The following is a 26,143-nucleotide window of genomic DNA, read 5'->3' on the forward strand; positions in this document are numbered from 1 at the left end:
GTATTCAGTTTTGAAGGAATGAGACGAAAAGCTGTATTCCCGATTACTTGTAAAAAGTAATGGAGAATGCAGCTTTTTTTGTATTTCCGCCAACACCTACAAATCTGATTCAAAAAAATACGTGCTCTAATAAAAGGAGCGTGTGCACAGCCGAGAGTGACGAGTGTGGTCATTATTGTGATTCCAGTCGATTATGCTATGCTGAATGACATACAGCTTTTTCAAATGAAAGAGGGATCAATATGCTTATTCTTGCAGTGGAGGATGAAAAAGCGCTGCTTCAGACAATTGCAGGAGTCCTGACCGATGAGGGTTATCAGGTGGATACGGCAGAGCGCGGAGATGACGGCTTGTTATTGGCGGAACGCGGCATCTACGATTTGTTGGTCCTGGACATTATGATGCCAGGAATGGATGGCCTTTCACTGGTAAGAACGTTGCGTACAAAAGGGATAATGACGCCGGTTTTATTTTTAACGGCAAAAGATAGCGTAGAGTCGAGAGTCGAGGGATTAGATGCCGGAGCCGACGATTATTTGGTCAAGCCTTTTGCGGCCGAAGAACTGACGGCGAGAGTGAGAGCCCTCTTGCGCCGACAAGGGAAACAGAACACAGAAGGCGATCTGGCATACGGTCCTCTATCTCTGAAGATAAATGAATATGACGGTTTTGTTGATGATGAGCCGATGAAGCTAACAACGAAGGAGTACGAGCTGCTTAAGTACTTTCTGCAAAATCGGGAGCAAATATTGACGCGCCAACAAATTTTTGACCGCGTATGGGGAATTGATTCAGAAGCGAATTACGGAGTGGTCGATTTGTATGTCCACTACCTGCGCAAGAAGCTGGGTGCTTACGAAGGCTTCATCCGAACAATCCGCAATGTGGGCTACATTTTGAAAAAGGAAGACAAATGATGTTTCGAAAAACGAGGATTCGGCTCGTAACGTTGAACGTAGTAGTGGTGCTGCTCTTGTTGAATGGGCTGGGGAGTGCGGTCTACTACACGATGAAGTATCGTCTCTATTCGCAGGTGGACCGAGAAATGACCAAAGTTAGTCAAAGGCTGGCAGTTGATTCTTTGCCTCGTCTCCATCGGATTGAAGACGACCCTTTCCCATTCAACCGTCAGGAGAGGAAAAAGTTTAACGATCTGGATCGCCGGTATGTTTTACTCGTCTGGGATAGCTTTGGTCGTGTCATTGGGACCGCATTTGGTGACAGGCTGGAGCCAGAGGAATACGCAGAATTCCAGCATAACGGAAAAGCAGACGGGATCGAAACGAAAACTGTGAATGGACAAGTCTATCGCGTGCAGACAGTTACCGTGCCGAAAAAGGTCATTGTAGGCAATCGGATACAGACCGCGTACCAGTTTCAACTGATTTACAATCTGGCACCTGAGCAAAACATGCTGGACAGCTTGTTGTACGTTGTCATCATCGGCGACATTATCAGTATTGTCATTGCGATCGTGGCTGGGTGGTTTTTGGCGAGAAGGGCACTCATCCCGATCCAAGTTTCGTGGGAAAAACAACAGCAGTTTATTGCCGATGCTTCTCATGAGCTGAGGACGCCCCTCACGGCCATCATGGTCAATTTGGAGAGGCTTTTCAGACATCCGGATCATACGATCGAGCAGGAAAGCGAAAAAATTATGATTGGGATGCAAGAGGCCAAGCGCTTGAGCAAGCTCGTCTCTGATTTGCTTACACTAGCTCGCAGTGATTCTAACGAGCTGCAGATCATGAATCAATCGCTGCGCTTAGACGAAGTCGCGATGAAATGCACCCAGGTTTTTGCACAACTTGCCATCGCACGGGAAATTCGTCTCGAAACAGACATTCAGCAACCCATTGAGATGGTGGGGGACCAAGAGCGTCTTCATCAGCTCATGGTCATCTTGCTGGACAATGCCTTGAAGTACACGAACGAAGACGGCCGGATTTATGTCTCTTGCAAAAAGGAAGGCGGTCGCGTTTCGATTCTCGTAAAAGACAGTGGGATCGGGATCGCCAAAGAGGATATTCCGTATTTGTTTGATCGCTTCTATCGGGTGGATAAAATGCGCTCTCGAGCGACAGAAGGAACAGGCTTGGGACTATCCATTGCCAAATGGATCGTGGATGCGCACCACGGAAAGATTCAGGTCAGCAGTGAGGTAGGTATCGGAACGAGTTTTTTGGTTACACTTCCAATAAAGCCTTAAACAGATGGATAGAACCGTTTTCCCGTCGAAGGGAATCGGTTCTTTTTTCAAATAGTGGAGCAATTCCATTTAACATACATTTATGTTTCAAATATATCTAAATTGAGGTAAACTAGAGGTAGAGAGGAGTGGCGTACTAATGAACATGACGATCACTAAAGCAGCGGTAGCATGGTTTCGGGAAGAATGGGGATGCATAGAAGGAGACAGCATTCGTTTTTTTGTCCGGTATGGAGGCGTTAGTACGGTTCAGGATTCATTCTCGATGGGGATTGCCAAAGAGTTGCCGAATGAAATCGGCATTTCGACAGTAGAGGATGGCATCACATTTTATATGGAAAAAGATGAGCTGTGGTATATGAATGGAAGAGGGTTGATTGTCGATTATCGGCCAGAGACAGACGAAGTAGATTTTAAGCTGGATTGAGCAAAGAAAATGGTAGAACATACTCCGTAGGCCAGCCAGTAGCGGAGATGGGGCATATAAAAGACATGGAGAGGAGAACATGAAACGACCAACAGACTCGCATGAAAGGTAAGGTAACAGAGATCGCCTTAATGCTTAGCTGATTAAAAGCCTCTATGGAGTAGATAACTGGACGCCTGGAGAAGCTCAACAGCCTGTAGTTTCAAGGCTTTACAAAAAACGCTATTAGGAATCAGGTTACTGCTTCGAAAATTTAGAATGGCTCACAAAAAGGGGCTGTCTCATAAGGCGATTTTTCGGCTTAGAGACGCCCCTTTTGCATTTCAAAAACGTTGATATATCCATGTTTTCTGATTTTTAAATTTCAGCCGATGTGCCCTTTTGGGACAACCCCTTCTTATTTGGCTGGCCAACCATTGTTCACTCCGCCAAAGTATCGTTGTCCTCTTGGATGACGGGCTTGTGGTGTGAAAGGACTATCGGTGTTGAAAACAATCGACGAAATCATTTCCTAAGACCTATGAAAAAAATCGGAAAAATAGCACTAATACATGTAGATATATTCTTCTATTGGAAATATATTCAATAAAATAGAATTATATTCCAAAGTATCTAGTAAATTCTGGATGAATATCTACTTTGCCTCATCTGTTTTACGAGAGGATGGCTTGAACACATGAAAAGACGAAGAACATGGCTTTATTTATTTGTACCGATTGGTTTCCTGGGAGTCATTTCTCTGTATGCGGCTTTGATGTACCAGCCCCTTCTTTTTGTTTTCGGCGATCAAATTTTCCGCAGAGACGATTGGGAAAGAATAAAGCCCAAGTATTTCCAAGGGGTAGCGTACTCAGCGGACGAGGAGGTAAGACTGCTGGAACAACTGAGCTTGGAAGAATTGATCCTTGATATTGGAAAACAGATGGGGGTGAAGACGGATGAGCGTCTGATTGAAGAACAATTAAAACAATTGGGTAGCACGAAAGCGGAGCGTGAAGAAACGTTGCGCCAGATGAACATGAAGGAAGAGGACAGCATTCAAAACATAAGACGGGCGATGATTGGTTTTGAAGTAAAAAAGATCGTGACTCGGGATGTAGTGGTGACACAAGAAGAAGTAGAAAGATTTTACCGGGAACAAATCGAGTCTTTTCGCATTCCCGAACTGCGCACCATTTATTATGTACGGGCTAAAAATGGCGACAAGCTCTTGTTGGACAAGCTGAAAGCCGCATCAGCGGAACGTTTTCAGTCCCTGCTGAAGCAATATGGCGAAGATCCCGAGGGGCGTGCCGGATTGCATGAACTGGTCGCTCAGTCCCAAATGTCCGAGAATTATAACGAGATGATTGCGAAGGCCGTGTTTCACTCTCCCGTAATGCGGATTGTTGGCCCTTTTGAGAGCCAGCAGTGGACCTATTGGTTTTTCCCTGCTGAAGTCATGCCGCCAAGAACACAGACCCTCCCGGAAGTAAGCCAAAAGATACAGCAAATCATTTATCTAGAGAAAGAATCCGTGGTGTACCGCAAGTGGCTCGAGTCACAGAAGAAATCTAACAATTACCTGTTTTTGCCTGAGAATTTGCAAAGGAATAAATTTTTGGCGTTTTGGAGTGACTTACGCCTTCTTTTCAATTCGTAAGTCGTTTCGAATAAATAAAAATGATAAAGGAGAAATTACCATGAAAGTAGGAAAACTGTTGTTGACTGCACTCATTTGCTGTAGCTTGACGGGGATGACCGCTCCCGCATTTGCGGAGAATGAAATTGCCGACGAGCCTATGTGGGACAGCGCGCCCGCACCAAAAAATTACAGCCCGGAAAAGAAGAAAGCAGCCGAAGAGATGGTTATTAACCAAAAATCTTTCACTCTTGCCGCAAATCCAATCATCGTGATCGACCCTGGACACGGTGGAAATGATCCAGGAGCATTGGGCAACGGTTTGAAAGAAAAAGACCTGACTTTGGACATAGGCCTTCGATCCAAAAATTACATCGTTGCCAACTATCCGGCTACGGTTTACATGACGCGAAGCTCTGATACAACGGTTGCTCTGTCTACCCGAGCCTCTTATGCCAATTCCAAGAATGCCAATTTTTTTGTCTCCATGCATATCAATGCCGCATCCCTTTCCTCGGCCAATGGAGTAGAAACTTACAATTACCCCGGATCAACAACCAGCTTGCGATTGGCAACGGAAACGTACAACCAATTAAAAAATTCGTTTTCAAATGACAGGGGAGTCAAAGCAGCAGAGTTTTACGTATTAAAATACACAAACATGCCGGCATCTTTAGGAGAGACCGGATTTATTACGAATGCGAGTGACGCATCCCAGCTTGCGCAAAGTTCCTTCCGTCAAACGCTTGCCACCCAATACGCTACCGGGATGCACCGTTACTGGTGGGGATTCTAAACAAATGATTGCAGCCAACCATGCCTTGAAACGGGATCCAGCCGTTTAAGGCACAAACTATTTGAATTACGAAGAGGGGCTGTCTCATAAGTCGATTTTTCGGCTTAGAGACGCCCCTTTTGCATTTCTCTCATCTGGAACAGCCATTTGGATCGGCCGCATTCGATAAAAAGAAGTTATGGGATATTTTTCAATTTATACTTAACAAACAAAAATGTTTGTTATATTATGAATACATACCAAATCGAAAAAGGAGGAAGTTATATGCGTTTACTTGATTCTTACTTGGAGCTTGGCATTACGGGAATGGCACGTGCAGCTGTAGCGGGATGGTTCGATGGTCATTATGGGGCAGCCTTATTGGCAGGGTACTTCATGGATCGTGAGCACGATCTCCCTGAACATGTAAAAGAGGGCATTGAGCGGACATGTGAGTCCTTCCGCAAGCAAAAACCTGAATGGTTTGTTCCACTAGATCAAGACGAGCAAGCTGATCCCTCCTTGTTACAGCACGTCATCGATGGCCTCCAGCAAAATGTGAAGCAGCTGCGGACCTCAGGTCATGGACTAGCACTAGGTGTGTTGGCATTAAAAGCATTGCGCGAACGCCCTGATATGATCACTCCGACTGTGGTGAACGGCCTGGTCAAGATTCTCCAAGCGACGACAGCAGACAGGATAGACCGTTATTGGGGCATCGAGAATTACCATGGCATGACGATTGATGATGTCAGAGACGAAGTTACGCCTTACCATACAACGGCAGAGATGGCAGAGCGGGCGTTTGAGGAGCTACATTTGGTTATACCGCCGCGTGATATTAACGGGGTACGCTATCATTTGGCGAGCGAGGTCGTCCATAACATCACACATGCTCATGCGTTAACAGATCTGGAGCGATTCGGTTATGAGGATATTGTGAAGCCTGGTATCGTAAACCATCGTCTTCAAATCTATTTGAATCGCCATGTTCCTCCGTTTGTTTTGGAGGAAGAGGTGAAGGAGCCAGCGTTCGAGGAAATTTTTTCACCGCTATACTGGGATAGACTATACAGCGATCCTCATGCATTGAAGCTTCCGTATGCTGCGTTGGATCTGCTAAAGCGGTTTCCGCCAGAGAAGAGAGCTCTTGCCGAACGAAATTTGTGCAAGCTTTTGACGATTACGGATTAATACAATCACCTAAATAAAAAGAACAGGGAGGCCAATAGGCACTCTCTGTTCTTTTTCATCTCGAATGAGTCGTCTACCAGGTAGGAATGACAGTCGTAGTAGACTCCCGATTTGCATAGTAGCTTTTATGCTCGATCAGGGCATTGCGAATGGAAGACTCATTGATGTCGAAACCGATTCCTGGAGTTTTCGGTACAGCCAGCATACCAGGTGCTGCAAAATCGATGACAGGTGTCACGATATCTTCAGCAAAGTAGCGATGGGAAGGGGAGGTGTCGCCAGCAATCGTGAAGTTGCTAAGCGAAGCCATCGCGATGTTATGGGCGCGGCCAATCCCTGCCTCCAACATTCCTCCGCACCATACTGGTACGCCGCGTGTCTCACACAGGTCATGAATCTTTTTGGCATCGGTTAGACCGCCCACGCGACCGATCTTGATGTTGATAATCCGGCAACTGCCGAGCTCGAGTGCTTTGCGGGCATCTTCCACTGTATGGATACTTTCGTCGAGGCAGATCGGCGTTTTTAGTTCCCTTTGCAAGGTCGCATGGTCAATGATGTCGTCATGAGCCAATGGCTGTTCAATCATGATCAAACCGAAGCCATCCAAAGCCTTCAGCATCTCCATGTCTGCCAGCGTATATGCAGAGTTTGCGTCCGCCATCAGTGGAACATCTGGTCCAAATGTGTTGCGGATGGCACGCATTGGCTCGACATCAAAGCCCGGTTTGATTTTCACTTTGATCTTTTTGTAGCCGTCACGGATGAAGCCTTCTACGCGTTGCAGCAGTTTTTCGATGGTTGGCTCGATTCCGATACTCACACCGACGTCAATCGTCGTACGAGTTCCGCCCAATGCTTGGGAGAGGGAGAGGCCGTTCATTTTGGCGTACAAATCCCAGACGGCACCTTCCAAAGCGGCTTTGGCCATGTGGTTACGGCGCATCCAGGAGAAGAGGCGGGATACGTCATCAGGATGCTCGATACCCCGTGAAAATAGCTGCGGGATCAAATACTTTTCGAGCATGTACCAGACCGTATCGACATCTTCCTCGTTGTAGACAGGGACGTCCATCGCGACGCTTTCGCCTAACCCGACATGGGCACCGCTGTATGCACGCACCAGAATGCATTCCTTGTGGGTTTCGACCCCCATGCTCGTCTCAAAAGGGGAATTCAACGGAATTTTGATTCGTTGCAGGTCCACGCGTTCGATTTTCATGTTCATCTCTCCTTAACCGTTCATTTGGATTGTCGCTCAAACGTATTCAGTACCGTTCTTGCCAAAATCTCGATGCCGTCTAGCAGTGCTTCTTTTTCAAAAGTCATCTGCGGATGATGAAGTCCTGGTGTCAGGCCACAGCCCAATCCAAGCATGGTCGCCCGAAGCTGTGGCCGTTCTTTCGTGTAGTAGTGGAAGTCTTCCGCGCCCGGTGTCTGAATTGGCGGTTCGAGCTTCTCTGCTCCCAAGGTTTGGGTAATGGCATCCGCCATGATCAGTCTCGCTTCTTCGTTCACTTCCGCTGCATAGACGCGTTCGGTGATCTCATAAGACAGCTCAACTTCATAGAGACGGGAAACGTGTTGCAAAATGTGCTCGACACGTGCAAATAGGGCGTGAATGACTTCATTCGTCTGTGCCCGCAGGTCCAAGTGGAACTGCGCCGAGCCTGGAATGATATTGCTGCTTTTGCTGCCAGCGGAAAGCTGCGTCATTTTGACGGAATAAGGAACGAGCGGATCGAGGTGAATGCCTTTTAACTGCTCAACAATCGCTGCGGCTACCTCGATAGCGTTGACTCCGAGATGAGGCCGTGCGCCATGAGCATCGGCACCCTTGATTTGCCCGAATATCGTACCAGCCGCCCCGTGCAAGATGGCAGAAGCAGCTGTGCCTCGAGGGATTTCCTGAATGGGACGAAGGTGGACACCGTACAGAAAATCAATATCATCCACTACTTGCTTGTTCACCATCGCTAGTGCGCCATTTCCGCTTTCTTCTGCTGGTTGGAAAATGAGCTTCAGGCGCCCTGGGAGCTGGACGTCCATTTCTTGCAATACCATCAGGACGCCTAATGCCATGGTCATATGCGCATCGTGTCCGCAGGAATGGTTCGCGGTAAAGACGCCGATTACTTCTTGCCAGAGTGCGTCCATGTCTGCTCGCACGCCTACAGTGAATTTTCCCGGCGTCAGATCGCCCCATTCGCCAACAACTCCCGTCACGTCGTCAAAGGTAGTGACGCGGCAATGGTGTTTTTTCAAGAAGTCAGCGATAAACGAGGTGGTCTGTACTTCCTCCCAGCTTATCTCTGGATGCTGGTGTAAATGCTCGTATAGAGAAAAAATGGCGGGCTGCAATTGTTTGATCGTTGTGCGCATGGTTCCTCCATCGGTTTTTTCGTGTGTAGTCGATAAGTGAAGCGAAGGCTACGCCAATCTACTTGACGCAGCCAGTTTTGTGAAAAGCTCATTGGTTACGAAACGCCGATTGTCACTGCTACAATGAGCGCGATCGAGGCGATTACGGCCCAGCCGAGAAGAAGCTTCCAAATGAATTTGACCCATTTCTCATACGGAATGCCTGCAACAGCCAGATAGCCCATCAACGCAGAAGAAGTCGGGATAATGGAGTTGGTTACCGCATCACCATATTGGAAGGCAAGAACCGCTATCTGACGTTGGATGCCGAGCAGATCCGCAATCGGCACCATGATCGGCATGGTTGTCGCTGCCTGTCCACTACCAGAAGAGATAAAGAGATTGAGAAAGGCTTGAATCACAAACATAGCCAGGACGTTAACGGCATCTGGCAAATGACCAATTGCCGAAGTCAGACTGTTAATCATCGTATCGATAATTTTTCCGTCTTCCAAGACGACAGTGATCGCGCGAGCAAAACCGACGATCAGTGCGCCAAACGTAACGGCTCTCGCACCAGCGACGAAGGAATCAAACAGCGTATTGACCGACAATCCTCCGACGAGACCAGCAACCAGGCCCATGATCAGGAAGGAAGCAGTAAGCTCTGTCAGAAACCATTCGTACTTGAATACACCGTATACGTTGAATGCGAGACCACAGACCATTACGAGGAACACGAGCTTGTGGCGTGCATTCAGATCTGGGATGTCTACTGTTGCCTGTTCTTGACTAGCGTGATTCTCTACGCCATAAAGCACACTCTTGGTCGGGTCTGCTTTGACACGATACGCATAGCGCATGACGTACCAGATGGCAAAAGCGAGAACGAAGACATACACAACAGCACGGAAGGTAAGACCAGAGAAGAGCGGCAATTGTGCGAGCGACTGTGCCACCCCAACCGTAAATGGATTGATCATCCCGCCCATGAAGCCGGCAGCAGCCCCCATGGTGATCATGGCTGTACCTGTTACGGCATCGAAGCCCATTGCACGAGCCAGCGCGATACCGATTGGAACGAAGATGATGCTTTCTTCTGCCATTCCCATGGTGAAGCCACCGATGGAGAAGAGGAACATGGAAGCGGGAATGAGCAGCTTTTCCCGACCCTCCAAGTGTCGGACACCTTTATTGATCCCGGCTTCAATCGCACCCGTTTGGCGGATGATTCCGAATACACCGCTTACAATAAAGATGTAGAAAATGATTTGCGCGCCTTTTTGCATCCCTTCTGGAATCGCTTTGAACATGTCAAAGAACGAGACCGGATTACTTTCTACAGGATGGTAGCTGCCGTTGACGACGACGGTTTTGCCTGAGGCAACGTCTTTGACGCGTTCGAACTCACCAGCCGGGAGTACGTAAGATGCTAGGGCTGCCAAAATGATAATGATAAAGAGGATGGCATACGTATGCGGCACAGAAAAACGTTTCTTTGCAGGTTTCAATGGATGTGTAGACATGAGGTCACCTCGCTTTTTTTTGCTTATGACAAGCAAGGGTCGTGCCAAGTGTCGAAATTTCCCGAATATAAGCGTTTTCAGTGGATTTTCATAGGCAAGGGAAGGGAATATAATGCGCTTTAGGAATGTTTATTAGGTTTTATTCAGCCTAATACATCCTATTATTCATTGGGCGGAAGCTAAATCCGCCCGTGTTTTCGCAACAATTCGATACCCGCGGGGGTGATGGAGGTTCCTTGTCGGGTTGTTCCTGAACGTACCAAACCTTGTTGCTCCAGCAGTTTCAACTTGTGACGCAGTGCGCTCTCTGTCCAGCCTACGGATTGTAGCTCAGGGGAGTGCGCCAATTGATAACGCCCGACTGGTTTGTTGGATACGTAATAATGATGCAAGCAATACAAAATATCCAAGTCGCGGTTGTCGTCCAATTTAGGGATAGAAGCCGTCTGGTGCTTTTGAAATAGGCTATCCGTCAATCGTTTAGGGAGGTCCTGAATGCCGATGACAGGATGCTCGCTTACCGTAATGGCATAGTCGACGACATTTTTCAGTTCGCGAATGTTCCCCCGCCAGTCATGGCGATAGAATAGCTCCATTACTTCTGGCGACCAGGTTTTACGAATGCCTTGCTGCTCCAGATGCTCATCGATGAGAAGGGGAATATCGCTGATTCGCTCGCGCAAAGCGGGAATCTGGATCGGCAGGACAGCCAAACGATAGAACAAATCCTCGCGAAAGCTTCCCTGGGAAACAGCGTCTTCCAAATCACGATTGGTAGCAGCGATGATGCGGCAATCCACAGAAAGAATTCCCGTGCCGCCTACACGGATGACCTGCTTTTCTTGCAGCACGCGAAGTAGCTTGACCTGAATGGCCCCAGAGATGTCCCCCACCTCATCGAGAAAAATCGTCCCACCGTCCGCTTGCTCAAACAGGCCGGGCTTTCCGCCTTTTCGTGCTCCTGTAAAGGCACCGTCTTCGTAGCCGAACAGCTCGCTCTCCAGCAGGTTTTCCGGCAAGGAGGCACAGTTGATTGCGACAAAGGGGCCGTTTTTGCGGAGGGAGTGCTGATGAATGGCATGGGCGAACAGCTCTTTTCCCGTCCCGTTTTCGCCTGTTAGCAGGATGGTTTGATTGTTTTTTGCCATCTTTTTGCCGAGCTCGATGACTTGGAGCAGCGGTTGGCTTTGTCCTTTGATATCGGAAAAGGAGTAGGTCGCTGTATGACCGCGCAACGTAAGCGTGGTGCGCAAGCGTTGGATTTCGGTCACGTCTTTTAATGTACAAACGAAGCCTAAATGCTCATGCCTGCGGCGGATGCTTTGACTGCTGACGATAAATTGTTTGTGTTCAATGGTTACGAGGGCATCCTCCTGATCTTCCTGCTCAAAAAAGGGCTGTAGCAAGCTGTGCTCCTTCAACACCGTGTACGGTTGTCCAACAATAGAGGATGCATGTGGACAAAACAACTCAACGGCGACGTCGTTAATAAACGTGATCAAACCTTGTTCGTTGCAAGCGATCACGGGATCTTTGACTGCCTGAAAGGTAGATTGCAGCTGGCTGTTGAGCTTCTGTACTTCTGCGTAGGAGGTGCCGAGCATTTTCGCGAGCTCAGACATTTCTACGATGAAGGCAGACAAGTACTCGCGCTCCCATTCACTGGGTACGCCTACCTTGCGACCGGTATCTATCAGGTCGTGAATGCTGATTTTGCGAAACCCGAGATCGATCACCTCTACATGAGGTGGAAGAGGTACGTCAGGAACGCTCATAATGATGGCGTATTGAAATTCGAGTTCATCAAATGTACAGCCTGGGTGAAAGGGAACGTAATTCAAATGATCGACGTTCGCCTCTAATAAGTTTTGGATGACCTCTTGTGCGGAAACTGGTGAATTGTTCATGACAGGGACGGTCGTCCCCGGAGGAATCTGCATCAGCGCTTTCATTTTGCGCAACTCGAAAAAACGGTTTAAAACCGTGATGGGTACGGAGTCAGCAACAGCTTGACGGGCAACTGTGTACAGCTCTGGGGATTTGGTTGTGATAAAGACATGATCGACTCCGCTTAAATCGGGAATGTGCTCATGGCTGGCATAGCCGATGACTTTGCAATACGGCTCGAAATAAGCCCGCAGTTCGTTTAACAAAAATTCGAGAGTGTCCGTTCCTTTTGCAATCAAGACAATGGTGTGGTCCATGCTGCACCGCCTTTGCTCAAACAATCGTGAATGTTTTGTAATCTCATGATAGCACAATGCCTGGCTGTAATCGGATGGATTCGCTTGTATAGAGAGGAAAGACAAGGATTGATTTGCGGGCAGGGAAATGTGTTTTAATAGAAGGTAGAGAAGATCAAAAAGCAATAACAGGAGGAATCAGCATGGGGGACAGAGTGGTTCCAGAGGTGCTGCAAATGATTGGGGAAGTCGTGCCAGACGGGGTATCGATTGCGATCTCGGACGGCTCACAATACTTGTACTATCAACCGAGTTCCAATATTGACTTGAAAATTACGCCGGGGGATCTCGTTCCCATAGGCTCGGCTACACATCAAGCACTCATGGAAATGGGAAAAGTAGGGCATCAGGTGGAGAGTCGTATTTTTGGCGTACCGTACTACGGACTCTCGCTTCCATTAGTACGAAATGGTCAGGTCATGGGCTGTATTACCGCCATCTATCCACCTCAAAACGTTCCGCTAACAAATCCGGAGCCGCGTCTATCGTTTTTGGTCGGAAAAGGGGAGGACGGCTGGCTGCCCATTCCGTTAACGGAGATCGTCTATATCAGCTCTCATGAAGGAAAAACGCTTTTGCATACGGCTAGTGGAACATATACGAACAAATACAACATGGCTGAACTGGAGTATATGCTCCCGCAAGAGCGATTTGTGCGCTGTCATCGGTCGTATTTCGTCAATATGGAATCGATCGGCTTTATTCACCCGCATTTTCATTCGACGTTTTTATTAGAGATGAAGGACAAGCAAAAGACGAGAGTTCCTGTAAGTCAGTCGTACGCCAGCTCGTTTCGGCAATTGCTCGGCTTCTGAAATATCTGATAAATGAGAACGGTTCGCTGTCGTTTTTTCTTGATAGGCCGTAAATATTCTGTTTTGTTGAAAATCGAGTGCCCGCTCAGAATCCCTGTGCTAGTGTAAAGGCAATAAAGATGGCATAGGGGGTCACAATGATGTGGGAGCGCTTACGCGATAAACGACTGGCAGATAAAATCGTGACGGCTGAGGTAGCAGCAGGATGGATTGAGGATGGCATGACGATCGGGTTAAGTGGTTTCACGCGTGCTGGTGATGCCAAGGTCGTGCCGCTCGCATTGGCTGAGCTGGCGAAAAAAGAGAACAAGCCTTTTGGCGTAAACGTATATACGGGAGCTTCACTCGGCTCCGATGTAGATGCAGTGATGGCGGAAGCGGGGATCATCAACAAGCGATTGCCTTTTCAAGCAGATCCGGTCATGCGGAAAAAAATCAACGATGGCAGCATGATGTTCGTTGATCAGCATCTGTCGCATACAGCAGAAGCGATTCGCCAGGGAGCGATAGACGCAATCGATTACGCAATTGTGGAAGCGGTTGCAATTACAGAAGAGGGCATGATCATCCCGGCTACGTCCGTGGGGAACTCCAATATTTTCGTGGAAAATGCCAAGCATGTCATCATTGAGCTGAATATGGCTCAATCGGTGGAGTTGGAAGGCATCCATGATATTTATACACCAGCGAAACAAGGAGAGCGTGAACCGATTCCACTCACGTCCGTGGATCAGCGAATGGGTACAGCAGGGATTCCCGTCGACCCGGATAAAGTAAAAGGGATTGTCCTGACGAATCAGTTGGATTCCCCCTCGACGATTGTGGAACCGGACGAAGAAACGGCGCAGATTGCGGCACATCTGATCGAGTTTTTGCGTCAAGAGGTAAAAGAGGGACGCTTGCCAAACAATCTCGCGCCATTGCAATCGGGAATCGGATCGGTAGCGAATGCGGTTTTCAACGGATTTTTGGATTCGGAATTCACGGATCTGACTGTCTTCTCGGAAGTGTTGCAGGATGCGGTGTTTGATTTGCTTGATGCAGGTAAAATTTCGTTTGCCTCAGGCTGTTCGATCACGCTGACGGCTGAAAAGATGAAGCATGTCACCGAAAATTTCGCCCAATACCGTGACAAGCTGCTTTTGCGTCCGCAAGAAATCACGAACCATCCGGAGCTGATTCGCCGCCTCGGTCTGATTGCGATCAATACCGCGATTGAAGCGGACATCTACGGAAACGTCAACTCGACCAATGTATCGGGTACGCGAATGATGAACGGCATCGGCGGCTCTGGTGACTTTGCTCGCAACGCACGTCTGGGTATCTTCGTAACCAAGTCGATTGCCAAAGGCGGAAACATTTCGAGCATCGTTCCGTTTGCCTCCCATGTGGATCATACCGAACACGATGTAGATATTATCGTGACCGAGCAAGGCTTGGCTGACTTGAGAGGCTTGGCTCCGCGTCAAAGAGCCATCAAAATGATCGAGAACTGTGCGCATCCGATGTACCGCGATCAATTGATGGCGTACTACGAGGAAGCACTCACACGCGGCGGGCACACCCCGCATGTATTGGAAAAGGCATTCTCCTGGCACGTACGTTACGCGCAAGAAGGCACGATGCTTGCGAAAAAGCCAGCGTTGGTTTAAAACGATTGAATGATAAAGAAACAAACCCGTTCGGGCATGAAAGCCTTGGCGGGTTTTTCTTGTCTCCATAGCAATGGATGAAGGATCTTTACGTTTTTACGCTTGTAAGCTTTCCTGCCTTTTTTCCTGAGCAAACGAAGCCCACGCAAAGCCAAAGCCGACGAGAACGAGTAGGCCGCCGACCCAGCTGATGTGGACAATACCTGCATGGTCTACGATCACTCCACCAAGTCCTGCACCCAGCGCCAGCCCTAGCTGAAAAACCGAGGTGTTCATACTAAGGGCCACCTGCGAAGAGTGAGGGGACAGCGTGATCAAATAATACTGCTGGGCGGGAACGGTGGTTTGCACGGCAGCTACCCAGAACATAACAGTGATGATTGCCCACGTGAACAGTTGCGAAGACAGCGGCAGAATGAGCAAGATGGCAGCATGGAGAAGCAAGCTGACATACAGCGTGGGGCGAATCCCCCATTTGTCGGTGGAGACGCCTCCGATCCGCGAGCCAGCCACACTAGCGAGTCCTGCCAAGAAAAGCGTGGTGCTTACCCAAGCAGTCGTCATGGCGGAGGTGCTCTGTAGAAGCGGAGTAATGTAGGTATAGACAGTGGAATACCCTGTGACAAAAAACAAAGAGATAAATAGCGCATGGATCACCCGTTTGTTGCGGAGTGCTGCCAACTGTTTGCGTAGCGGGACGGCCTCTTCTCCTTGCTGCTTTGGCAAATAGACCAAGATGGCGAAGAAGGGAATGAGTGTCAGGACGGCAATGAGCGCGAAAACAGGGCGCCATCCCCAGATGTCTCCCAGCATGGTGCCAAGTGGAACCCCAAGCACGAGCGAGAGGCTGAAGCCCATAAGGATGATCGCGATGAAGCTGCCTTTTTTCTCTGGGGAGGCCATGTTAGCCGCTTGCGCGAGAGCTACCACGGTGTAGATGCCTCCGCAAAGCCCCAGCAGAATGCGGGATACCATCAATAGGGAGAAGCTTGGGCTTATGGATGCGAGCAGGTTTGCCACTATGAAAGAAAACAGCGTCCAAAGGATGAGTTTTTTGCGTTCTACTCCCGCGGTGAGCGCAATCAAGACCGGAGCACCAAAGGCAAAGGCCAGGGAAAAGACGGTCACTAACTGACCAGCGAGGGAGAGGGGGACATGGGTGTCATCTGCGATCATGCCGATGATTCCAGTCACGATTGACTCAGCCGTGCCAATCATGAATTCTCCCAAGGCCAGCAATAGGATTAAATATTTTTTGGACAAGGTGGTTCACTCCTTGAGCTAACAAAATGGATGTAGTGACATTTTACGAAACGATTTCTATAATTTACATACATGAACCAAGGTGTTTACGATAAATGGCTTTCTATATACAAGTTATTTGGCAGGAGACACTTATGGATTTGAAAGGGTGATCTGCGTGGACCAAATCGATTACAAAATCATTAGCTTGTTGCACGAAAATTCGCGGATTCCATTCGCGGAGCTGGGGAGAATCATCGGGATGACGCAGCCCGCTGTGAAGGAGCGGGTCCGCCGTCTGGAGGAGCAGGGAATCATTACGGGCTACCACGCGTCGATCTCTCAGGAAAAGCTGGGCAAGCACACGACTGCTTTTGTCATGTTCCGCACCAAGCAATGTGCGGCGTTCATCGATTTCTGCAAGCAATCGCCGGAAGTGACGGACATGTACCGGATCAGTGGGGAGTACAACTACATGCTGAAAGTGGTAACAAGGTCGACGGAGGAATTGGTTGCCTTCTCGGAACGCACCGGGGATTTCGGCTTCTCCTATACGTTGATCGTGCTAACTGCGCCGTTTGAGCAAAAAATGATGCTCGAGGAAGAGAAAATCTTCTGATTGTGCTTCTGGCCGAACAAAAAAGAGGCTCCGCCGTATCAGGGCGAAGCCTCTTTACTTTTGCGTATAGCGAAAATGTTATTTTTGCCGTACGTACTGCTCGTCCTTCATGAACAGACGCCAGAAATAAATAAAACCGGGTACGAGAATCGCAAAGCCGACCATATAACAAATGAACAGAGCGTGGAACGTATCCGGATGTGTAAAGCTGGACTCAATCGTCACTTGGGGATAGACGATGTAGGGGAGTCGCGCTGCACCGTACGCATAGCTGGCGAGCAGGTATTGCGTTGTGGCGACAATAACCGCAATCCGCGGAAGATGGATGCCGAAGTATCGACGGTCTTGGGGCAGCAAGAGAGTGATATAACTAATGAAAAAACAGACCGCCGATGCAATAAGCCACGGTAAATAGTCGAGCATGCGGTCATATAGCCATTTTGCCTCCAGTTGCATCGTGAGCACGGTAACCAATGCTGCAAGCAACGTAATGGGCCCCAGAAACACCGCATCCCGGCGGTAGACGGTGAAGGCTTGCTTTTCACCTGCGACAAAGGAGTAGTCCGCGAGAAGCAGCGACGAGAGGAAGAGTGTGCTGCTGACGGCAAGACCAATGAAAGAATAGACGTGCGGGCTGGTCAAAAACAGTCCCCAATCGAGATACTCCACACCATTGATCGTTCGAGACAACCCGCCTTGTGTCACAGGAAGTACGCTGATTAATAGAGCCGGCACCAATATCCCGGTAACGCCAGAGACGATGCTGAGCATCTTGTCATACTTGTAAATCAGATGAGAAAACACCATAAACGTACTGCGAATCAGCATCAATAACACCACGAGACATCCGGGAACCAGCAGCAGGCTCCCCAATGTGTAGGTCGCGCCAGGGAAAAAGGTGACGAGCGCGACAACTATTAACACGATAAAGACATTCACGACCTCCCAAGAGGGCGAGAGGTAGCGATTGGCGATTTGGGTGGCTTTGGTTTTTTCCCGATTCAAATAGATCATCGACCAAAATCCTGCACCGAAGTCGAAGGAGGCAGCGACGGAATAGATGACGACGAAAATCCAGAGCAGCGTAATGGCAATAATCGTGTCGGTCATGCCGTTCCTCCGTCCACTTTCGGCTGTTCTGGCGGATCGAGCTCCAAGGGGTGGCGGCCAAAATAGCTACGGAATACGAGCAGGGTGACGATCGCAAAAAATACGTACACCGAGAGGAAAATCCAGAACAGGGTAGAGATGCCTGCTGCTTGGGTAGCGGCATCTACTGTTTTCATTACACGATAAACCACCCACGGCTGGCGTCCTGTGCAGGCAAAAATCCAGCCGAATTCGATGCCTAACAAGGCGAGCGGTCCACTCGCGACAAATACCCAGAGAACCCACCGCGGAAACTGAGATCGTTTCAGGAGCTTCTTCCAAGCGAAGCCGATGAAACCAACAAAGATCAACAGGCTGCCGATGATGACCATCCCGTTAAACAGCGTATGGACGTAAAGTGGAGGCCACAGCTCCTGTGGAAAATCGTCCAGACCGACCACGACCTCGTCAAAGCGATTGGCTGCAAGGAAGCTGAGCGCCCATGGAATCTCGATGGCGTATTTGACTTCTTTTGTCTCGGGATCGGTAAAGCCACCAATCGCGAGTGGGGCGTATGCTTGTGTTTCAAACAGTCCTTCCGCAGCCGCCAGCTTTTCCGGCTGGTATTTATGCAAAAGCTGTGCGGATTCATGACCGTTCAAGGCGGTTAAAAGGGAAAAGGTGCCACCCACAATCAAGCCGGCCAAGAGTGCTTTTTGATGATACAAGTAAACCCGACTGCCTTTTTGGGCGCGTAGCATTTTCCACGCTGCTACTCCAGCGACGATGAATGCCCCCGTCATATAAGCAGAGACAGTTACATGACCTGCCGTCACGATAAAGCTGGGATTGAAAAAAGCTTTCCACGGGTCCACGTCGACGATCTGCCCATCGACCATCCGGAACCCAGTTGGCGTGCCTTCAAAGGCGTGGACATTCGTAATCAGGATTGCGGAGGCCGTTGCACCAAGCAAAACCATGAACAAACTCAACAAACGCATGTTACGAGATAGGCGGTGAGCCGCGTAGACGTAGATGGACATAAATAAGGCTTCCACGAAGAAAGCGAATATTTCGATCTGAAAAGGCAGCGAGATCACCCTGCCGACAATCTCCATGAACCCAGGCCATAACAGGGAAAGCTGGACCCCAGCAATCGTTCCAGACGGGATCGCGACACCTAGCAAGATCGCCTGGGCTTTTGTCCAGCGTTTGACCATCATCTCGTAATCGCGGTCACGCGTCCGCCAAAAGAGGAGCTCTACCAGCAAGATCATGAGCGGGAGACCAACGCCCAAGGTCGCAAAAATAATGTGAAAGGCCATAGTCGTCCCGAATATGGCTCTGGTCATCACGATATCTTCCACGTTCAACGTCCTTTCTGATCAGCACCAAAAATTGTTAACGATTTCCTCGTTAATGTCCCATGAGGAGGCGGAGTTTATACGAAAAAGACCGTCACAAAAATGTGACGGTCGAGGATGACCAGTATCCAAGGCTGGCGGGCTTTAGAAGGTTTCCGCGAGTTTCGCTGCTTTTTCTACACCAGCTGTAGCGAGCTCAGCTGCTTTGTCCGGGAATTGGTGGTGGCCTTCTACGATTACTTCCGTTATATTGCTGACACCCCACATGCCTAACATGGCGCGAACGTATTTGTTTGCCATTTCCATGTCAGCCAAAGGGCCTTCGGAATAAACGCCACCGCGTGCGCTCAAGAGAGCCACTTTTTTGTCACCCAGTAGACCAACTGATCCTTCTGGAGTGTACTTGAACATTTTACCTGGTTGGGAAAGGTAAGCAATGTAAGTTTGCAGAACAGCAGGAATTGTGAGGTTCCACAATGGGAAAGCGATAACAATTTTGTCTGCTTCTATAAACTGGTTCAAGTATTTGCTAATGAAGTCGGCATCTTTTTGCTCCTCAGCAGTCATTTCGATAGCTTTGCCTACATTCAACATAGCAGTGATCAAGTTATTTCCATAGTAAGGAAGGTTTTCCGCGAACAGATCTAACTCAGTAATTGTGTCATTTGGATGCGTTTGTCTATAGGTTTTCATAAAAGCTTCGTAAAGCTGAACACTTATAGCGTGCTCAACAGGACGATCATTTGCTTTGATAAAAAGTACGTTACTCATGAAAATTTCATCCTCTCTATTTTTGTCTATCAGCTTTGTATCAATGACGCGACGGTCCTTAGAAGGATTCCGCCAGTTTTGCTGCTTTTTCTACTCCAGCTGCAACAAGCTCAGTTGCTTTGTCTGAGAATTGGTGATGGCCTTCTACGATCACTTCCGTTATATCGCTAATACCCCAGTAGTTCAAAAGGGTCCGAACATATTTGTTTGCCATTTCCATGTCAGCCAAAGGGCCTTTGGAATAAACGCCACCGCGTGCGCTCAGCAGAGCCACTTTTTTGTCACCCATCAGACCAACTGAGCCTTCCGAAGTGTACTTGAACGCTCTGCCTGCTTGCGTGAGGTAAGCAAAGTAAGTTTGCAGAACAGCAGGAATTGTGAGGTTCCACAACGGAAATGCCATAACCACTTTGTCTGCTTTTTCAAACTGGTTCAAGTATTTGTTCACGAAGTCAGCATCTTTTTGCTCTTCAGCAGTCATTTCGATACCTTTGCCTGCTTTTCCCATAGCTGTGATCAATTCATTTCCATAGTAGGGAAGATTTTCAGCAAACAGATCCAACTCAGCGATTTCGTCATTCGGATGAGTTTCTTTGTACGTTTTCGCAAAAGCTTCGTACAACTGCAAACTTATAGCTTGCTCAACCGGGCGATTATTCGCCTTAATAAAAAGTACGGTACTCATAAAAATACTCATCTCCTATATTGTTTTGTTAGTTACTAACTTTTATTAATAAAATATTTGTTTTAAAGGTTATTACGTATCAGATCATTTGTCAATATTTTTTAACTAGCCGGAGTAGTGCATACCACTTTTTATACGAAAAAGACCGTCACAAAAATGTGACGGTCGGGCTTGATAATAAAATAAGGACGTTTGGAAGAATGGATTATTTACGATAGAGTGGATAATCAACCTCAGTTGGTACTTGAATCAACACCAGGCGGAGCGGAGCATCCGTTACTGCTTGGTAGATGGCTGTGTTGCCTTCCTCGGAGGAGAGAACGACAAAGTCACCTTTGGTTGCAACGGTTTGGTTCTCGCTGACAGTTGCTTTCTCTGCAACGCTCCCGTTTCCTTCCACTATGACGACTGCGTGAGCATAACCAGCCGGGAGTTCTTTTGCATACGATTTTCCAGCGGGAATCGTGATGTCGCTCATCAAGGAATCTGTGACCAACTGAATGGGCGCAGACGATCCGATGATGTGTTTCACTTTCACACCATCAACATCCTCAGACGGAAACTCCTCATGATCATACTGATGGTAAGTCGGAGGTTGCTTCGTCGTTTGTGCGAGATGCGGTTCAAACCAGATTTGAAACATTTCCGTATCCTTGCCAAGTTCTTCTGCATGGTACGCGCCAGACCCGGTTTGCATGATCTGCGCGCCGCCTGTCGACACCTCTTGAAGATTTCCGAGCGTGTCCCGATGTCCGACTGTCCCTGTGAGGACATACGACAAAATTTCAAAGCCGGAGTGAGGGTGCAGCGGAATTTCAAATGTCTTCAGTGATTTTGCCCATGCCCAGTAAAAAAGTGGTCCTACCCGTTTGACAACGGAGCCTTCATGAGGGAAGCCAATTGGTTTATTTTCTACGATTTCACCGTCGCCAAAATGTCCTTTTGCTTGCTCGTTCTGTGTGTAGACGCGGATTTCCATCTGATGTTCCTCCCTTAGTACGATTGCTGGCTTACGGGTTGTGAGGAGTCACCATTAAAACAAAACGTATGCGCCTGGACCGATCAACGCCACACCAATCACAACTGCGATTAACGTCAGGTTGTATTCGAATCCGTTTTGTGTGACCCAATATCCATTTTGACCGTGTACCTTCAGAATGGCAACCAGCATTGTGAAAGCAAGCAAAATAGAACTTGCCCAGATACCTACGCCTGCCGCAAACATCAGACCGCCAATGAGTTCAGAAAATCCAGCGACAAAGGCCATCGCTACGCCAGGTTTCACTCCAATAGACTCCAGCCAGCCGCCTGTTCCTTTCAAACCATAACCGCCAAACCAGCCAAACAGCTTCTGCGCACCATGACCTGCAAACGTCAAACCGATGACCAAACGAATCAATAACAATCCAGTATCCAACACTTTTCATCTCTCCTTAATTATTTTAAATTAGTATATCTTTAGTTTAAGATATTTGTCCAAAAAGGCTGGCGGGCCTTAGAAGGATTCCGCCAGTTTTGCTGCTTTTTCTACACCAGCTGCAACGATCTCAGCTGCTTTGTCTTGGAATTGGTTGTGACCTTCTACGATCACTTCCGTTACATTGCTGATGCCCCAGAAGCCCAGAACAGTGCGCATGTATTTGTTAGCCATTTCGATTTCAGCCATAGGGCCTTCGGAATAAACGCCACCGCGTGCGCTCAACAGAGCTACTTTTTTGTCGCCCATTAGACCAACTGGACCTTCAGCAGTGTATTTGAATGTTTTGCCTGCTTGGGAGAGGTAGTCTACATACGTGTGCAGAACTGCTGGAACCGCGAAGTTCCACATAGGGAATGCGATTACTACTTTGTCAGCATCAGCAAATTGGTTCAGGTATTTGTTTACCAGGTCAGCACCTTTTTGCTCTTCAGCAGTCAGTTCGATACCGTTTCCTGCTTTCCACATAGCAGTGAGCAAGTCATTGCCATAGTAAGGGAGGTTAGCAGCGAACAGATCCAATTCTGCGATTTCATCATTTGGATGTGTTTCTCTGTATGTTTTGGTGAAAGCTTCGTACAACTTTACACTTGTAGCCTGCTCAACTGGGCGATCGTTTGCTTTAATAAAAAGTACTTTACTCATGAAAATTTTATTCCCCTTCCATTTAGTAAGTCACTAACTTTTAATGTGTAAATCTTGATTTTAAGATTATTACGTTTAAGATCTTTTGTCAACACTTTTTTGAAACGATTGTGGTGGAGCGAGGGGACTGCTCATCTAATATGTAGCCTGAGCAGTGCGTCCCAACTTTTTTAGCAGTTCGATTGCTTGACGCTGTTCTTCTGGTGTGAGACCTTCCATCGCTTTCTCAATGGCGAGTTGATGAGGAGGGAAGATTTCGGACAAAAACTGGTGCCCTTTTTCCGTGAGCTCCGCATAAATGACGCGGCGGTCTGCCGAACAGGGTTTGCGAATGAGCAGTTGTTTCTTTTCTAGCTTATCTACAACGTAGGTGATGTTTCCGCTGGAGATTAATATTTTTTCGCCAATTTGCTGCAATGGTTGAGGACCTTTATGAAATAATACCTCTAGAACCCCGAATTCGGTTGGATTAAGTCCATGCTCGCGAATGTGACGATTGGAGTGAGCGGTAACCCAGTTGTATGACCTCGATAAAACTACAAAAAGATCGAGGGGATCATTTCGCAGTGGTTTGTCAGACATATGGACCCTCCTATTCATCGAAACTTCGATATCTTTAATTTAAGATAATCCTACCTCTCGTATTTACATTTGTCAAATTGAGATAAAAAATAAAATGAAAAACACGCCTGTACAAACAGTTGTCTTCGTGATAAACTTTTGTTTGTAAACAAGCTGTGAAAGTGAAACAGAAGAAAGGAGGATGACCGTGGAAAAAGACATGCAGATCCTTCATCATATCCGGCAAAATCCTTTTATCACGCAACAGGAGCTGGCTGATCTGATTGGCATCTCACGTTCAGCGGTAGCTGGCTACATTGCACAGTTGACCAAACGCGGGGAAATCAAAGGACGGGCTTATGTACTTCGTGATGAAGGAATGATTGCTTGTATCGGTGGGGCCAACCTGGACCGCAAAGCACGCGGCAAGCAACAGGTGCGTCTACAGTCATCCAATCCAGTAACGATTATGGAATCGTGTGGAGGGGTGGCACGGAATATCGCGGAGAACCTCGGTCGTCTTGGCTGCAATACGTCACTCATCACCAGCATTGGTGAGGACAAGGAAGGCGAATGGCTCTTGCAGGAGACGAAAAAGCACGGGGTACACATCAGCCAAGTGTGGAGACTGCCTACACAGCGGACAGGAACGTATACCGCTCTTCTCGATATTGATGGCGAGATGGTTGTTTCCTTGGCAAACATGGATATTTACGATGCTCTTACACCAGAGATGTTCGCGGAGAAATGGTCGCACATTGCAGCAGCCCATGTGGTTTTCATCGATACAAACATTCCGGCGGACTGCTTGGCCTACATCATCGAACGTTGCCGGGAGGAAAACATCCTGCTCTTCGTTGACCCGGTCTCTTCCATTAAAGCTAAGAAGCTCCCACAGCAATTGGACGGAGTAGAAGCGATTTTGCCAAATCGCGAAGAAGCCGAGCTGATGGCTGGCATGAAGATCACGACGATCGAAGAATGCGCCGAGGCTTGCCGCAAGATCAGGGAACGAGGCGTCAAGCACGTCATCGTGACCTTGGGCGAAGAAGGAATTTACTATCAATCCGAGGACGTGGAGGAGCATATGTCTCCATACCCAACGGAAGTGGTAGATGTAACAGGTGCGGGAGATGCGTTCGCGTCGGGACTCTTGTATGGCATTGTAAACGGAGAGTCTTTCCAGAGAGCGTGCCGCCTTGGATTGGCAGCATCCGCTCTGACATTGCAAACAGAGCAGTCCGTATCTCCTCTATTAAAAGCAGAACAATTGGAACTGGCCGTAGAACAATTCGAAAAGGAGCGATAAGAGATGAAACAATATTTGACCTTTACTGAGGAAGTACGCCACGCACTGGAGAACAACCTGCCGGTAGTTGCGCTGGAGACGACGATTATTTCGCACGGTATGCCATATCCGCAAAACATTGAAATGGCAAAAGAAGTAGAGCAAATCATTCGCGACAACGGTGCCGTACCAGCTACGATCGGGATCATGGACGGCAAAATCAAAATCGGTTTGACTGACAGCGAGCTGGAAGAGTTTGCGACGAACAAAAATGTAGCAAAAGTAAGCCGTCGCGACTTCGCTTACATTTTGGCTAGTGGTAAAATCGGTGCGACTACAGTAGCCGCTACCATGATCGCAGCTGAGATGGCTGGCATCCACATGTTTGCAACTGGCGGTATCGGCGGGGTACACCGTGAAGGTGAAATCACTTGGGACGTATCTGCTGACCTGACTGAGCTGGCGCAAACAGATGTAGCTGTAGTATGCGCAGGGGCGAAATCGATCCTCGATATTGGCCGCACACTCGAATATTTGGAAACGCAAGGTGTACCAGTTGTGGGCTACCGTACAGATGAATTCCCATCCTTCTTCGCTCGTGAAAGCGGATTTGGCGTAGACATGCGCATCGATACACCGGAAGAAGTTGGTAAGATGATGAACACCAAATGGGATCTGGGACTCAAAGGCGGTATGATTATCGCGAACCCAGTACCAGAATCCGATGCACTGAATCACCAGGAAATCGAGGCAGTGATCCAAAAAGCACTCGCAGAAGCAAAAGAAAACAACATTGCAGGTAAACAGGTAACGCCATTCATGCTCGATAAAGTGAAAAAGCTGACAGAAGGCAAGAGCTTGGCAACGAACATCGCGCTGGTGAAGCACAATGCAGAAGTAGCTGCGAAAATCGCGGTAGCTTATCAGAAAGAAGCGAATCAAGGTAAATAAGAAAGAGCGAAGATCGAACAATTGCTCCCGGTTAATCCGGGGGCTTTTTTTGTTTTTTAGCGGCTGTAGTGGGGGAAGAAGCGCATTTCCGTCTACGCTTCGGCCTACGCCCCACAAGGGGTTGGACTGTCCGCTTCGGAATAAATGTCGGGAGCGCTTCAAAAGTAGAGTTTCGATGATGTATTCGCAGAGGTTGAAGCTGAAAACCCCCGCCATTTATTCCGAAGCTGGGTCGGGCTCCAGAGGCGCTAGGACTGGAAATGCGCTTCTTCCTGCGCAGCTGTGGTTAACATCTTGAAAGCTGTCTTAAGAGGGTTACTTAGAAGACTCCCTCCAATTCAAAAAATTATCTTGGTTGTAACTCCTCCGTACAAACTCGCATTATGGTTTAAAAGCGCGGCAAAAATCTTCGCTGTTAAGAAGTACTGCCATATGTTTGGAAGGAGACCGCCCGAACGCAGTGAGGAAAAAGGCGACTGGAAAACATGTGGCAGGGCTTCGTCCGGCACCAAGGATAGAGGACCAACCCCATCATTTTTCCCTGTGTTTTCAGCACGTAAAGCCCATTTAGAAAAAAATTGAAAAAAGTGCTTGATATACCCTGAGGGGGTATTGTATAGTAAGGGTG

24 protein-coding genes are annotated in these 26,143 nt (G+C 48.2%); 11 read left to right on the forward strand and 13 right to left on the reverse strand.

Features of this window, described 5'->3' with window-relative positions; genetic code table 11:
- The first annotated feature begins 242 nt into the window (after positions 1-242).
- The 6 genes from HPY27_RS24695 (at position 243) to HPY27_RS24720 (ending at position 6,226) form a co-directional block, all read left to right on the forward strand.
- Positions 243-917, forward strand: coding sequence for a response regulator transcription factor (locus HPY27_RS24695; protein ID WP_017247146.1), 675 nt, complete (start codon positions 243-245; stop codon positions 915-917).
- The gene (locus HPY27_RS24700) at positions 914-2,209 is read left to right on the forward strand and encodes a sensor histidine kinase (protein WP_174226226.1); all 1,296 of its coding nucleotides are present in this window, start codon (positions 914-916) and stop codon (positions 2,207-2,209) included. The genes HPY27_RS24695 and HPY27_RS24700 overlap by 4 nt, the downstream gene beginning before the upstream one ends.
- Positions 2,210-2,348: 139 nt before the next feature.
- Entirely contained in the window at positions 2,349-2,636 is a 288-nt protein-coding gene (locus HPY27_RS24705; RefSeq protein ID WP_017247148.1) for a HesB/YadR/YfhF family protein, read from the forward strand.
- Positions 2,637-3,312: 676 nt separating this feature from the next.
- Positions 3,313-4,278 (forward strand): peptidyl-prolyl cis-trans isomerase, encoded by a 966-nt coding sequence (locus HPY27_RS24710; RefSeq protein WP_174226227.1) that lies wholly within the window; start codon positions 3,313-3,315, stop codon positions 4,276-4,278.
- Between the two features lie 40 nt (positions 4,279-4,318).
- On the forward strand, positions 4,319-5,053 hold the full coding sequence (locus HPY27_RS24715; protein WP_017247150.1) for an N-acetylmuramoyl-L-alanine amidase family protein: 735 nt from the start codon (positions 4,319-4,321) through the stop codon (positions 5,051-5,053).
- Positions 5,054-5,317: 264 nt separating this feature from the next.
- Entirely contained in the window at positions 5,318-6,226 is a 909-nt protein-coding gene (locus HPY27_RS24720; RefSeq protein ID WP_174226228.1) for a hypothetical protein, read from the forward strand.
- A 73-nt stretch (positions 6,227-6,299) separates the two neighbouring features.
- Here HPY27_RS24720 and menC read toward each other — a convergent pair whose 3' ends face one another.
- The 4 genes from menC to HPY27_RS24740 form a co-directional block, all read right to left on the reverse strand.
- On the reverse strand, positions 6,300-7,448 hold the full coding sequence (gene menC, locus HPY27_RS24725) for an o-succinylbenzoate synthase (RefSeq protein ID WP_017247152.1): 1,149 nt from the start codon (positions 7,446-7,448) through the stop codon (positions 6,300-6,302).
- A 20-nt stretch (positions 7,449-7,468) separates the two neighbouring features.
- Positions 7,469-8,608, reverse strand: a complete 1,140-nt coding sequence (locus HPY27_RS24730) for a M20 peptidase aminoacylase family protein (protein WP_174226229.1) — start codon at positions 8,606-8,608, stop codon at positions 7,469-7,471.
- A 95-nt stretch (positions 8,609-8,703) separates the two neighbouring features.
- Positions 8,704-10,113 (reverse strand): YfcC family protein, encoded by a 1,410-nt coding sequence (locus HPY27_RS24735; protein WP_174226230.1) that lies wholly within the window; start codon positions 10,111-10,113, stop codon positions 8,704-8,706.
- A gap of 179 nt (positions 10,114-10,292) precedes the next feature.
- Positions 10,293-12,317 (reverse strand): sigma 54-interacting transcriptional regulator, encoded by a 2,025-nt coding sequence (locus HPY27_RS24740; protein WP_174226231.1) that lies wholly within the window; start codon positions 12,315-12,317, stop codon positions 10,293-10,295.
- A 182-nt stretch (positions 12,318-12,499) separates the two neighbouring features.
- On the opposite strand from HPY27_RS24740, the gene HPY27_RS24745 reads away from it, so the two are divergent.
- Entirely contained in the window at positions 12,500-13,171 is a 672-nt protein-coding gene (locus HPY27_RS24745) for a LytTR family DNA-binding domain-containing protein (protein ID WP_174226232.1), read from the forward strand.
- Positions 13,172-13,311: 140 nt separating this feature from the next.
- The gene (locus tag HPY27_RS24750) at positions 13,312-14,823 is read left to right on the forward strand and encodes a succinyl-CoA:acetate CoA-transferase ScpC (protein ID WP_017247156.1); all 1,512 of its coding nucleotides are present in this window, start codon (positions 13,312-13,314) and stop codon (positions 14,821-14,823) included.
- A 96-nt stretch (positions 14,824-14,919) separates the two neighbouring features.
- On the opposite strand, the gene HPY27_RS24755 is transcribed toward HPY27_RS24750, so the two are convergent.
- The gene (locus HPY27_RS24755; protein WP_174226233.1) at positions 14,920-16,086 is read right to left on the reverse strand and encodes an MFS transporter; all 1,167 of its coding nucleotides are present in this window, start codon (positions 16,084-16,086) and stop codon (positions 14,920-14,922) included.
- A gap of 157 nt (positions 16,087-16,243) precedes the next feature.
- On the opposite strand from HPY27_RS24755, the gene HPY27_RS24760 reads away from it, so the two are divergent.
- Positions 16,244-16,684: an Lrp/AsnC family transcriptional regulator gene (locus tag HPY27_RS24760; protein ID WP_069851918.1), complete on the forward strand. Its 441-nt coding sequence runs from the start codon at positions 16,244-16,246 to the stop codon at positions 16,682-16,684.
- 78 nt (positions 16,685-16,762) lie between these two features.
- Here the strand turns inward: HPY27_RS24760 and HPY27_RS24765 are convergent, their stop codons facing one another.
- From HPY27_RS24765 to HPY27_RS24800, 8 genes are all read right to left on the reverse strand, one after another.
- Entirely contained in the window at positions 16,763-17,794 is a 1,032-nt protein-coding gene (locus HPY27_RS24765) for a cytochrome d ubiquinol oxidase subunit II (RefSeq protein ID WP_174226234.1), read from the reverse strand.
- On the reverse strand, positions 17,791-19,125 hold the full coding sequence (locus HPY27_RS24770) for a cytochrome ubiquinol oxidase subunit I (RefSeq protein ID WP_217438093.1): 1,335 nt from the start codon (positions 19,123-19,125) through the stop codon (positions 17,791-17,793). The genes HPY27_RS24765 and HPY27_RS24770 overlap by 4 nt, the downstream gene beginning before the upstream one ends.
- 156 nt (positions 19,126-19,281) lie before the next feature.
- Complete coding sequence (locus tag HPY27_RS24775; protein WP_174226236.1) at positions 19,282-19,908, reverse strand: FMN-dependent NADH-azoreductase; 627 nt, start codon at positions 19,906-19,908, stop codon at positions 19,282-19,284.
- 58 nt (positions 19,909-19,966) lie between these two features.
- Positions 19,967-20,593 carry an FMN-dependent NADH-azoreductase gene (locus HPY27_RS24780; RefSeq protein WP_173624138.1) on the reverse strand — a complete coding sequence of 209 codons (627 nt, stop codon included), beginning with the start codon at positions 20,591-20,593 and terminating at the stop codon, positions 19,967-19,969.
- Between the two features lie 205 nt (positions 20,594-20,798).
- Complete coding sequence (locus tag HPY27_RS24785; RefSeq protein ID WP_017247162.1) at positions 20,799-21,572, reverse strand: pirin family protein; 774 nt, start codon at positions 21,570-21,572, stop codon at positions 20,799-20,801.
- 54 nt (positions 21,573-21,626) lie between these two features.
- A complete protein-coding gene (locus tag HPY27_RS24790) occupies positions 21,627-22,013 on the reverse strand; it encodes a DoxX family protein (protein ID WP_017247163.1) in 387 nt (128 codons plus the stop codon).
- 75 nt (positions 22,014-22,088) lie between these two features.
- Positions 22,089-22,715: an FMN-dependent NADH-azoreductase gene (locus HPY27_RS24795; RefSeq protein ID WP_017247164.1), complete on the reverse strand. Its 627-nt coding sequence runs from the start codon at positions 22,713-22,715 to the stop codon at positions 22,089-22,091.
- Positions 22,716-22,850: 135 nt separating this feature from the next.
- Entirely contained in the window at positions 22,851-23,297 is a 447-nt protein-coding gene (locus tag HPY27_RS24800) for a MarR family winged helix-turn-helix transcriptional regulator (RefSeq protein ID WP_017247165.1), read from the reverse strand.
- A 187-nt stretch (positions 23,298-23,484) separates the two neighbouring features.
- Between HPY27_RS24800 and HPY27_RS24805 the strand changes: the two genes are divergently transcribed.
- Together HPY27_RS24805 and HPY27_RS24810 are read left to right on the forward strand one after the other, a co-directional pair.
- Positions 23,485-24,585, forward strand: coding sequence for a carbohydrate kinase (locus tag HPY27_RS24805; RefSeq protein WP_017247166.1), 1,101 nt, complete (start codon positions 23,485-23,487; stop codon positions 24,583-24,585).
- 3 nt (positions 24,586-24,588) lie between these two features.
- Entirely contained in the window at positions 24,589-25,515 is a 927-nt protein-coding gene (locus tag HPY27_RS24810; RefSeq protein ID WP_017247167.1) for a pseudouridine-5'-phosphate glycosidase, read from the forward strand.
- Positions 25,516-26,143: the final 628 nt, after the last annotated feature.

The sequence above is a fragment of the Brevibacillus sp. HB1.1 genome (genome assembly GCF_013332445.1).
Classification (GTDB): domain Bacteria; phylum Bacillota; class Bacilli; order Brevibacillales; family Brevibacillaceae; genus Brevibacillus; species Brevibacillus porteri.